Consider the following 11886-nt stretch of genomic DNA (forward strand, 5'->3'; position numbering starts at 1 on the left):
GGCCGCCGTCAGACCCATTTGTCTGGCCGGGAGTTGCCCGCACAAGCATTAAGATTCAGCAGTATTTGTTAATGGTGAGGTCCGTGAATGCCCCGCAGTATCTGGTTGAGTATTGTAGTTTTTGTCACCGCCTTTTGGGCGACCGTAGGTCAGGCAGACACCGGATGGCAACCGATTCAGGAAACCATCCGTAAAAGCGAAAAAGATACCCGTCAGTATCAAGCGATTACGCTGGATAACAAAATGGTTGTGCTGTTGGTATCCGATCCGCAGGCGGTGAAATCACTGTCGGCGCTGGTGGTTCCGGTTGGCTCGCTGGAAGATCCTGATTCGCATCCGGGCCTTGCGCACTTCCTTGAACATATGACGTTGATGGGCTCGAAGCACTACCCGCAGCCCGATAGCCTCTCGGAATTCCTCAAGCTGCACGGCGGCAGCCACAATGCCAGCACCGCGCCGTATCGCACCGCCTTCTACCTTGAAGTCGAAAATGACGCCTTACAGGGGGCCGTTGACCGTCTGGCGGATGCCATTGCTGAACCGCTGCTGGAAAAAAAATACGCCGATCGCGAACGTAACGCGGTGAACGCCGAGCTGACCATGGCGCGTAGCCGTGACGGTATGCGTATGGCGCAGGTTAGCGCTGAAACCATCAACCCGGCGCACCCCGGCGCGCGTTTCTCCGGCGGCAACCTCGAAACGCTGAGCGACAAGCCGAACAGCCCGGTGTATGAATCGCTGTTGGCCTTCCGCGACAAATACTACTCCGCTAACCTGATGAAGGCGGTGATTTACAGTAACAAGCCGCTGCCTGAGCTGGCACAAATTGCCGCGCAAACCTATGGTCGCGTGCCGAATAAATCGATTGAACGTCCGGAAATTACCGTTCCGGTGGTCACCGACGCGCAAAAGGGCATTGTTATCCACTATGTTCCCGCGCTGCCGCGTAAAGTACTGCGCGTGGAGTTCCGCATTGATAACAACTCGGCGCAGTTCCGCAGCAAAACCGACGAGCTGATTACCTACCTCATCGGTAACCGCACGCCGGGTACGCTGTCCGACTGGCTGCAAAAGCAGGGGCTGGTGGAAGGCATTCGCGCCGATTCCGACCCGGTCGTTAACGGGAACAGCGGCGTGCTGGCAATCTCCGCCACCTTAACCGACAAGGGCCTCGCCAATCGCGATCGGGTGGTGGCGGCTATCTTTAGCTACCTCGACATGCTGCGCCAGAAGGGCGTCGACAAAAGCTACTTTGACGAGCTGGCCCACGTGCTGGATCTCGACTTCCGCTATCCGTCGATTAACCGCGATATGGACTACGTCGAATGGCTGGCGGACACCATGATTCGCGTGCCGGTCGAGCATACGCTGGACGCGGTGAACATTGCCGATCGTTACGATGCGCAGGCGATAAAAGATCGTCTGGCGATGATGACGCCGCAGAATGCGCGTATCTGGTACATCAGCCCGAAAGAGCCGCATAACAAGGTGGCCTACTTTGTTGATGCGCCGTATCAGGTCGATAAAATCAGCGCGGATACTTTCGCGAAGTGGCAGAAAGCGGCCGACGACATCACGCTGACTCTGCCGCAGCTGAACCCGTACATTCCCGATGACTTCACGCTGATCAAGAACGAAAAAAGCTACGCGCATCCGGAGCTGATTATCGACGAACCAAATCTGCGTCTGGTCTATATGCCGAGCCGCTATTTTGCGTCTGAACCGAAGGCCGATATCACCATGATCCTGCGTAACCCGCAGGCGATGGACAGCGCCAAAAATCAGGTGATGTTCGCCCTTAATGACTATCTGGCGGGCATTGCGCTCGACCAGCTCAGCAACCAGGCCGCCGTCGGCGGCATCAGCTTCTCGACCGGCGCGAACAACGGCCTGATGCTTAACGCCAACGGTTACACCCAGCGTCTGCCGCAGCTGTTTAGTGCGCTGTTAGAAGGTTACTTCAGCTATACGCCGACCGAAGATCAGCTTGAACAGGCAAAATCCTGGTACAAGCAAATGATGGACTCGGCGGATAAAGGCAAAGCCTACGAACAGGCGATTATGCCGGTGCAGATGGTGTCGCAGGTGCCGTATTTCCAGCGCGAAGATCGCAAGGCGCTGCTGCCGTCGATCACGCTGAAAGAGGTGATGGCCTACCGCGACCAACTGAAAACTGGCGGACGTCCGGAGTTTATGGTGATTGGCAACCTCAGCGCCGAGCAGTCCACGACGCTGGCGCGCAGTATCCAGTCGCAGCTTGGTGCGAACGGTAACGAATGGTGCCGTAACAAAGATGTGCTGGTGGAAAAACAGCAGAACGCCATCTTCGAAAAAGCGGGCAACAGCACCGACTCGGCGCTGGCGGCGGTGTTTGTCCCGCCGAACGTGGATGAGTTCTCCAGCTCGGCGGCAAGCGCCATGCTGGCGCAGATCGTTCAGCCATGGTTCTACAATCAGCTGCGTACTGAAGAACAGCTTGGCTACGCGGTGTTTGCCTTTTCGATGAACATTGGCCGTCAGTGGGGCATGGGCTTCCTGCTGCAAAGCAATGACAAACAGCCGGCGTTCCTGTGGCAACGTTTCAAAGCCTTCTTCCCGACCGCCGAGCAAAAGCTGCGGGCGATGAAGCCGGAAGAGTTCGCGCAGCTTCAGCAGGCGGTGATCGCCGACATGCTGCAAGCGCCGCAAACGCTCGGGGATGAAGCCTCACAGCTGAGCAAAGATTTCGATCGCGGTAATATGGCCTTTGATTCACGTGCTAAAGTAGTGGCCCAGATTAAGCTGTTAACGCCGCAGAAGCTGGCTGATTTCTTCCACCAGACCGTCGTTGCGCCACAGGGTATGACGGTGCTGTCGCAGGTTTCCGGAAGCCAGAATGGTAAGACGGACTATGCGCACCCCGAAGGGTGGAAGGTATGGGAGAGCATTAGCGCGTTGCAGCAAACCTTACCGATAAGACGAGAGAACGAATGACCGTAACTGCTGAGTCCCTTAATCCCCTGCGTTTGCCCCTCTACGGTGAGCGCCTGATTGAAGCCTCAGCGGGCACCGGAAAAACCTTCACCATCGCCGCACTCTACCTGCGGCTTCTGCTGGGGCTCGGCGGCGAGGCCGCCTTTCCCCGGCCGGTCAACGTCGAAGAGCTGCTGGTGGTGACCTTCACCGAGGCGGCAACCGAAGAACTGCGCGGGCGTATTCGCAGCAACATTCATGAACTGCGCGTCGCCTGCCTGCGTAACGCCACCGACAACCCGCTGTATGCCAGCCTGCTGGCGGAAATCGACGATCCTCAACAGGCAGCAAACGTCCTGCTGCTGGCCGAACGCCAGATGGACGATGCCGCGGTGTTTACCATCCACGGTTTCTGTCAGCGCATGCTTAGCCTCAACGCGTTTGAGTCGGGGATGCTGTTCGAACAGCAGCTGATTGAAGACGAATCTCAGCTGCGCTATCAGGCCTGCGCCGACTTCTGGCGCCGCTACTGCTACCCGCTGAACCGCGAAATCGCGCAGGTGATCGTTGAGTCCTGGAAAGGGCCGCAGGACCTGCTGAAATCGATCGACCGCTATCTGCAAGGTGAAGCGCCGCAGCTAAAAATACCGCTCAGCGCCGAGACGCTGGAATCACGCCATCAGCAGATCCTCGCGCAGATTGGCGACATCAAACAGCAGTGGCTGGCTGCGGTCAGCGATCTTGAACCGCTGCTGGAAAACTCGGGTATCGATCGCCGCAAGTTCAACCGCGGCAACCAGGGCAAGTGGATCGACAAGATCAGCGCCTGGGCGCAGGAAGAGAGCAAAAACTACCAACTCCCCGATGCGCTGGAAAAATTCAGCCAGTCGTTCCTGTCTGAACGCACCAAAGCGGGCGGAGAAGTGCCAACGCATCCGCTGTTCAGCGCTATTGAGCGTCTACTGGACTCGCCGCTCACGCTTAACGACCTGGTGATTGCCCAGGCGATGAAAGAGATCCGTGAGGCGGTGGCCCGCGAGAAGCGCCGCCGCGGCGAGTTGGGCTTTGACGATATGCTAAGCCGCCTCGATGAAGCGCTGGAGAGCGAAAGCGGCGATGCGTTAGCCGCCGCCATTCGTCAGCGTTTTCCGGTGGCGATGATCGATGAATTCCAGGATACCGACCCGCAGCAATATCGCATTTTCCGCCGCATCTGGCGGCAACAGCCGGAGACCGCGTTGCTGCTGATTGGCGACCCGAAGCAGGCGATCTACGCCTTCCGCGGCGCCGATATCTTTACCTACATGCGCGCGCGCGGCGATGTGGCGGCGCACTACACGCTCGACACCAACTGGCGTTCCGCGCCGGGCATGGTGGCTAGCGTCAACCGCCTGTTTGGGCTGGTCGATAACCCTTTTATGTTCCGCGATATTCCGTTCCTGCCGGTCAAATCCGCCGAGAAAAATGCCTCACTGCGTTTTGAGGTGGATGGCGAAAATCAGCCGGCAATGAACCTCTGGCTGATGCCCGGTGAGGGCGTTAGCGCAGGCGACTATCAGAACTTTATGGCCCAGCAGTGCGCGGCGCAGATTCGCGACTGGCTCACCGGCGGCCAACGCGGCACGGCGCTGCTGTGGCGCGGCGACAGCGCGCGTCCGGTGCAGGCATCAGACATTACCGTGCTGGTGCGTAACCGCCAGGAAGCCTCGTTGATTCGCGATGCGCTGAATGCGCTGGCTATTCCGTCGGTTTATCTTTCCAACCGCGACAGCGTATTCGAAACCCCGGAAGCGCAGGAACTGCTGTGGGTGCTACAGGCGGTGCTGACGCCGGAGCGGGAAAATACCCTGCGCAGCGCGCTGGCGACGGCAATGTTTGGCCTGAACGCGCGGGACATTGAACGGCTGAATCAGGATGAACACGCCTGGGATGCGCTGGTGGAAGAGTTCAGCGATTACCGGCTTATCTGGCAACGCCGCGGTGTGATGCCGATGATTCGTGCCCTGATGAACGCGCGTTCCCTCGCGGAAAACCTGCTCGCCACGCACGGCGGCGAGCGGCGCTTAACCGATATTCTGCACCTTAGCGAGCTGCTACAAGAAGCGGCCACCGGGCTGGAGAGCGAGCACGCGCTGGTACGCTGGCTGAACCAGCAAATCGCCGAGCCGGATACCAACGCTTCCAGCCAGCAAATGCGTCTGGAGAGCGACAAACACCTGGTGCAGATAGTCACTATTCACAAGTCGAAAGGGCTGGAATATCCGCTGGTCTGGCTGCCGTTTATCGCCCGTTTCCGTAGAGAGAAGCAGGCGTTCTATCACGATCGGGAATCCTTCGCGGCGGTGCTGGATCTTCACGAAAGCGATGAAAGCCTGGAGCTGGCCGAAGCCGAGCGTCTGGCGGAAGATCTGCGCCTGCTCTACGTCGCCCTAACCCGCGCCGTGTGGCACTGTAGTCTGGGGCTGGCACCGCTCACCGCACGGCGCAGCGACAAACCCACCGATACCGAACTTCATCACAGCGCGCCGGGAAGGCTGATGCAGAAAGGCGAGGTACTCGACGCCGCGGGTCTGGAAGCCTGTCTGCGTGCGCTCTGCGATGAGCACATTGCGCTGACGCTGGCGACATCGCCCGACGACGCGCGTTGGCAGGCCACTCAGGCACAAATGCCTGAACTGGCGGCGCGTCAGGTGCTGCGTCGCATCGTGGACGACTGGCGGGTCACCAGCTACTCCGGCCTGCAACAACGCGGCCACAGCGTGGCGCAGGATCTGCTGTCGCGCCTGGATATCGACGCCGTCGGCGCGGCGGAAACGCTGCCGGAGCTAACCCTGACGCCGCACAACTTTCCGCGTGGCGCATCGCCGGGTACCTTCCTGCACAGCCTGTTTGAAGACCTCGACTTTACCCAGCCGGTTTCATCCGAGTGGATGCTGGAAAAGCTGCAAAGCAACGGCTTTGGCGAAGAGTGGGAGCCGGTGCTGACCGCCTGGATTTCCCAGGTGCTGGCGGCGCCGCTGGCGGAAACCGGTATTGCGCTTAATCAGTTGAGCGCACAGCAAAAACAGGTGGAAATGGAGTTTTATTTGCCCATCAACCGCCCGCTCGACCCGCTGGCGCTGGATGCCTTAACCCGCCGCTATGACCCGCTTTCGGCAGGCTGCCCCACGCTCGATTTCCGCCAGGTACGCGGTATGCTGAAAGGCTTTATCGACCTTGTTTTCCGCCACGACGGGCGCTACTACCTGCTGGACTACAAGTCCAACTGGCTGGGAGAGAACGGCGAGGCCTACACCCAACAGGCGATGGTCGAGGCGATGCAGTCGCACCGCTATGACTTGCAGTATCAGCTCTATAGCCTGGCGCTACACCGCTATCTGCGCCATCGCATTGCCAATTATGACTATGAACGCCACTTCGGCGGCGTGATTTACCTGTTCCTGCGTGGCGTTAACCGCGACGCGGGGCAGCAAGGGATATTCACTACCCGGCCAGACCCCGCGCTTATTGCGGCCATGGATGCACTGTTTGCCGGAGAAGGCGAGGAGATGGACGCATGAGTCTCGAACAACGTTTGCTGGATGCCGCCGAGCAGCGTCTGCTGCGCCCGCTGGACGTGCAGTTTGCGCTGATGGTTGCGCAGGATGAGCACCCGGCGGTGATGCTGGCGGCGGCGATGCTCAGCCGCGATACCGGCGAAGGGCACGTGTGCCTGCCTCTGTCGCACCTGACCGCGACGATGCAGCCGAAAGAGCGCGCACGTGAATTCTGGCAGCAGCTGTTCAGCGATGCCGATGCGCCAGAAGACTGGGCTGCGTTGTTGCTGGCGTCTAAGGCCGTGAGTGCCGGTGAACGCCCGTCGCCGCTGATACTAAGCCGTGACCGGCTGTACCTCAACCGCATGTGGCATAACGAGCTGACGGTGGCGCGTTTCTTTAGCGACACCCAGACACCGCAGGCGGTGGACGAAGCACAGCTCCAGCAGACGCTAAACGCGCTGTTCCCCGCCAGTGACAACGTCGACTGGCAGAAAGTGGCCGCCGCCGTTGCGCTGACGCGGCGTATTTCGGTGATCTCCGGCGGACCTGGCACCGGGAAAACCACCACCGTCGCCAAACTGCTGGCGGCGCTGGTACAGATGGCGAATGCCGAAAAACTCCGTATTCGTCTGGCGGCCCCGACGGGGAAAGCGGCGGCGCGCCTTACCGAATCTTTGGGCGCGGCGCTGCGTAAACTGACGCTAAGCGACGCGCATAAAGCGATGCTGCCGACCGAGGCCAGCACGCTGCACCGCCTGCTGGGTGCGCAACCCGGCAGCCAGAAAATGCGCTACCACGCGGGTAACCCGCTGCACCTTGATGTGCTGGTGGTCGACGAAGCTTCCATGATCGACCTGCCGATGATGGCGCGGCTGATTGACGCGCTGCCGCCGCATGGACGAGTCATTTTTCTCGGTGACCGCGATCAGCTTGCGTCAGTAGAGGCGGGCGCGGTACTGGGGGATATCTGTAGCTGGGTGAACGCTGGCTATACGCCTGAACGCGCGGCCCAGTTAAGCCGCCTGGTGGGGAACGAACTTCCGGCGGGCGAAGGCCAAACGGCGGGGGCGCTGCGCGACAGTCTCTGCCTGCTGCGCACCAGCTACCGTTTTGGCAGCGACTCGGGGATTGGGCAACTGGCGGGCGCGGTAAACCGGGGCGATAAACAGGCCGTTGGCGAGGTCTTCGCCCGCGGCTTTAGCGATATCGAACTCAAACCGCTGCGCACAACGGATGATTATGCCGCCATGCTCGATGATGCGCGCATGGGGTACGGTCATTATTTACAGCTTTTACGCGCGCAGGCCGAGCCTGCAGAGGTGCTGGCGGCGTTCGGTGAATATCAACTGTTGTGCGCGCTGCGGGAAGGGCCGTGGGGCGTCGGCGGGCTGAATACACAGTTCGAACAGCTGTTGGCGCGTCATCGCCTGATTCAGCCGCAGCGCCACTCGCGCTGGTACGAAGGTCGTCCGGTGATGATTAGCCGTAACGACAGCGCGCTGGGGCTGTTTAACGGTGATATCGGCGTGGCGTTAGATCGTGGGCAGGGGATGCGCGTCTGGTTCCCGATGCCGGACGGGACGATCAAATCGGTGCAGCCAAGCCGCCTGCCGGATCACGATACCGCATGGGCGATGACGGTGCATAAATCGCAGGGTTCCGAGTTTACTCACGCCGCGCTGGTACTGCCGACGCAGCTGGTGCCGGTGGTCAGCCGCGAGCTGGTCTACACCGCGATTACCCGCGCGAAGTCACGCCTGTCGATGTATGCCGATGAAAATCTGTTGGCCGCGGCGATTGCCACACGTACTGAACGGCGCAGCGGGCTGTCGGCGATATTTGCGGAGATGGCATAGTGCGTAAAGGGGGCACAATGTGCTCCCTTTACCTTTAAAGCTGTCTGTTATACACAAATTCGTGCGATAGGACCGAATGTCTGTCAGTAAGGAGAGGGATTCCGTTCACTTTACGTAGGGTGGAATATGACGTTCTATCACCGGTGAACGGGCCAAGGGGGGCGGCCGCGCCCCCCTTGACAATCCCCGCGGCCCCGCGGGGAAATCGGTGCTTCGCACTACGCTCACCTACGCACTCCAGCCTGCGGCACGGCGAAACTCGACGTCCTGTCTCGGTTCGCCTCAGTCCGCCATCCATGGCGTCCTAACCTTGTCTTCCATTCTCCGGCTCGCCGATTTCCAGCGGGGACTCATCGGTTTCAGTGGCTCTGGTTTTTGCTGTTAACTAAAAGACTGCACTGGTATTGGTGGCGTCTAAATCGCCGAGGCGTTCCCTGTAGGCCGGGTCAGCCCACATGGATGTGGGCTGAGGGCGTGGTTCACATGGATGTGAACTCGCGCCCGACCCGAAGCCGGAAGGGATAAGCTGAGGGAACCACGCAGTGGCGATTGGCCGCCCCTTGCGCGCTCCCTGCGCCCGTACAATTTATGTGGCGAGAGCTGAAAAGGAGCGCAACGGAGTGATCAATCCAAATACACCTCCCCCCTTTCTGATAACTGTCGTCAAGGATTATAAGAGACAGCTTCAAAAGGGAAGAGGGCGCGGAGACCGATCGGCGCTGCTAGACTAAATCCGCCATCAGCACCTTCGAACGACGCTGATAGTTATACAGCTGCTTTTTACTCTCCGGCAGCAGCTCAACATCAACCGGCTTAAACCCACGCTCCTGGAACCAGTGAATACTGCGGGTGGTCAGCACAAACAGATGATTCAGCCCCATTTGCTTCGCCTGCGCGGTAATGCGCTCAAGGAGCACTTCGCCGCGCGAAGAGCTGCGATAGTCCGGATGCACCGCCACGCAGGCCATTTCGCCAATTTTCTCTTCCGGGAACGGATAAAGCGCGGCACAGGCGATGGTGGTGTTATCACGTTGAATAATCGTGAACTTGTCGATCTCCATCTCCAGCTGCTCGCGTGAGCGACGCACCAGAATCCCCTGCTGCTCCAGCGGCGCAATCAGGTCGAGAATACCGCCAATATCGTTAATGGTGGCGCGGCGGATCTGCTCGGCGCTCTCCATCACGATTTGCGTACCAATACCGTCGCGTGAGAACAATTCCTGCAACAGCGCGCCGTCTTCCTGATAGCTGATCAGGTGGCTGCGACGCACGCCGCTGCGGCAGGCTTTCACCGCGCCGCGCAGGAAGCGAGCGGTACCGGAAAGGTAGTCGCCTTCCTGCTCCAGCTCTTCGATGCGCGCCTGCGCTTCGTTAGGGAACAGTTCAGGAACGATTTCACCGGCCTCATTGTAAACGCCCTGCGATGAGCAGAAGCCAATCATCTTCTCGGCCTTCAGCTTAATCGCCAACTGAGTGGCAATTTCTTCTGAAGTCAGGTTAAAACTTTCGCCGGTAACGGAGACGGCAACCGGCCCCATCAGCACAATAGCGCCGCTGTCGAGCTGGCGGTGGATCGCCTCTTCATCAATACGACGAATGCGCCCGCTGTGGCAGTAGTCGATACCGTCATCCACGCCCAGCGGCTGGGCGATGATAAAGTTACCGCTGACCACATTGATGTGTGCGCCCTGAAGCGGCGTATTGTTCAGGCTCATCGACAGACGCGCGGTGATATCCAACTGCAGCTGGCCCGCCGCCTGTTTAACCAGTTCAAGGGTTTTGCTATCGGTGACACGAATGTGTTTATGATAGGTTGGCTGATGTTGATGTTCGGCCAGATTGGCGTCGATTTGCGGACGCGCGCCGTAGACCAGCACCAGGCGGATGCCCAGACTATGCAGCAGCCCTATATCATTGACAATGCTTGAAAAGTTCTCATGCTCAATGGCTTCGCCGCCAAGCATGATGACAAACGTCTTGCCCCGATGAGCGTTAATATAGGGGACTGAATGACGAAACCCCTCGACCAGTTCGGTTCTACGTTCCTTCACCACGGCACAACCCTCAATGCATGATTATTCGTAATAAGTGTATTTTTATTCTGTTTTTGCGCTAAACGCAAGCCGGAATTTGCCTAAACATGGGAAAAATCTCCGCCAAATTTCGCTTAACCAACGAATGTTTACCCTTTTATAGATGACAGTTTATTCGCCTTTGGTTAAAGTTTTCGGTCAATCATATTTTGCTTAATTTGAAATCGTCTTTTTTTGCCTGGGATAGAGCATGTCAGGAAGTCAGTCTTTGAGTCGCCGCCGCCTGTTAAAAGGGGCGGGCGCCATGTGGTTGCTAAGTGTCAGTCAGGTTGGTTTCGCTGCCGTCAGTCAGGTGGTGGCCGTCCGCATCTGGCCTGCGTCCAGCTACACGCGCGTTACGGTGGAGTCCAACCGCGTGCTCAAGTATCGGCAGTTTGCGTTGAGCAATCCCGACCGCCTGGTGGTTGATCTTGAAGGGGTGAACCTCAACTCGGTGCTGAAAGGGATGGCGGCGCAGATTCGCGGCGACGATCCGTTTATTAAATCCGCGCGTGTCGGCCAGTTCGACCCGCAGACCGTGCGCATGGTGTTTGAGCTGAAGCAGGACGTCAAACCGCAGCTGTTTGCCCTCGCGCCGGTTGCCAACTTTAAAGAACGTCTGGTGATGGATCTCTACCCCGCTAACGCGAACGATGTGCAGGACCCGCTGCTGGCGCTGCTGGAAGAGTACAACAAAGACGGTCTCGAAAAGCAGGTGCCGCCGGCGCAGAGCGGGCCGCAGCCGGGGAAAGCCGGTCGCGATCGGCCAATTGTCATTATGCTTGACCCCGGACACGGCGGCGAAGACTCCGGCGCGGTGGGGCTGTACAAGACGCGGGAAAAAGACGTGGTGCTGCAAATTGCCCGCCGCCTGCGCGCGCTGATTGAGAAAGAAGGCAACATGAAGGCCTACATGACGCGCAACGAAGATATCTTTATTCCGCTGAAGGTGCGGGTGGCCAAAGCCCAGAAACAGCGCGCCGACCTGTTTGTTTCTATTCACGCGGATGCCTTTACCAGCCGTCAGCCGAGCGGCTCATCGGTGTTTGCGCTCTCTACCAAGGGGGCCACCAGTACGGCGGCGAAATACCTCGCGCAGACTCAGAACGCCTCGGACTTGATCGGTGGCGTCAGCAAAAGCGGCGACCGCTACGTCGACCACACCATGTTCGATATGGTGCAATCGCTGACCATCGCCGACAGCCTGAAATTTGGGAAAGCGGTGCTCAAGAAGATGGGGCAGATTAACAACCTGCATAAAAATCAGGTCGAGCAGGCCGGGTTTGCGGTGCTGAAAGCGCCGGATATTCCGTCTATCCTCGTCGAAACGGCGTTTATCAGTAACGTTGAAGAAGAGCGTAAGCTGAAAACCGCGAAGTTCCAGCAGGAAGTGGCCGAGTCGATCCTCGCTGGCATTAAGGCCTACTTTGCCGACGGCGCAACGCTGGCGCGGCGCGGGTAACCGGG

Annotated in this window: 5 protein-coding genes; 4 read left to right on the forward strand and 1 reads right to left on the reverse strand. The window is 58.9% G+C overall.

Going from position 1 to position 11886, the window contains the following annotated elements; all coding sequences use genetic code 11:
* The first annotated feature begins 87 nt into the window (after nucleotides 1-87).
* Genes ptrA through recD form a run of 3 tightly spaced genes read left to right on the forward strand, consistent with a single transcriptional unit; the run spans nucleotide 88 to nucleotide 8347 of the window.
* The gene (gene ptrA / locus ABTW00_RS04495) at nucleotides 88-2973 is read left to right on the forward strand and encodes a pitrilysin (protein ID WP_433639115.1); all 2886 of its coding nucleotides are present in this window, start codon (nucleotides 88-90) and stop codon (nucleotides 2971-2973) included.
* Nucleotides 2970-6512, forward strand: coding sequence for an exodeoxyribonuclease V subunit beta (recB, locus tag ABTW00_RS04500; RefSeq protein ID WP_433639117.1), 3543 nt, complete (start codon nucleotides 2970-2972; stop codon nucleotides 6510-6512). Before ptrA ends, recB begins: the two co-directional genes overlap by 4 nt.
* On the forward strand, nucleotides 6509-8347 hold the full coding sequence (recD, locus tag ABTW00_RS04505; protein ID WP_433639120.1) for an exodeoxyribonuclease V subunit alpha: 1839 nt from the start codon (nucleotides 6509-6511) through the stop codon (nucleotides 8345-8347). Before recB ends, recD begins: the two co-directional genes overlap by 4 nt.
* A 722-nt stretch (nucleotides 8348-9069) precedes the next feature.
* Here the strand turns inward: recD and argA are convergent.
* Nucleotides 9070-10401 carry an amino-acid N-acetyltransferase gene (argA, locus tag ABTW00_RS04510; RefSeq protein WP_064543002.1) on the reverse strand — a complete coding sequence of 444 codons (1332 nt, stop codon included), beginning with the start codon at nucleotides 10399-10401 and terminating at the stop codon, nucleotides 9070-9072.
* 229 nt (nucleotides 10402-10630) lie between these two features.
* Here argA and amiC point away from each other — a divergent pair, with 229 nt between their 5' ends.
* Nucleotides 10631-11881 (forward strand): N-acetylmuramoyl-L-alanine amidase AmiC, encoded by a 1251-nt coding sequence (gene amiC / locus ABTW00_RS04515; RefSeq protein WP_064543004.1) that lies wholly within the window; start codon nucleotides 10631-10633, stop codon nucleotides 11879-11881.
* Nucleotides 11882-11886 lie beyond the last annotated feature (5 nt).

The sequence above is a fragment of the Kluyvera georgiana genome (assembly GCF_050990895.1).
Lineage (GTDB): Bacteria > Pseudomonadota > Gammaproteobacteria > Enterobacterales > Enterobacteriaceae > Kluyvera > Kluyvera georgiana.

Excerpts from the sequence above, each read along its gene's own strand:
- ptrA (WP_433639115.1), top strand. The coding sequence starts at position 88 with ATGCCCCGCAGTATCTGGTTGAGTATTGTAGTTTTTGTCACCGCCTTT.
- recB (WP_433639117.1), top strand. The coding sequence starts at position 2,970 with ATGACCGTAACTGCTGAGTCCCTTAATCCCCTGCGTTTGCCCCTCTAC.
- recD (WP_433639120.1), top strand. The coding sequence starts at position 6,509 with ATGAGTCTCGAACAACGTTTGCTGGATGCCGCCGAGCAGCGTCTGCTG.
- amiC (WP_064543004.1), top strand. The coding sequence starts at position 10,631 with ATGTCAGGAAGTCAGTCTTTGAGTCGCCGCCGCCTGTTAAAAGGGGCG.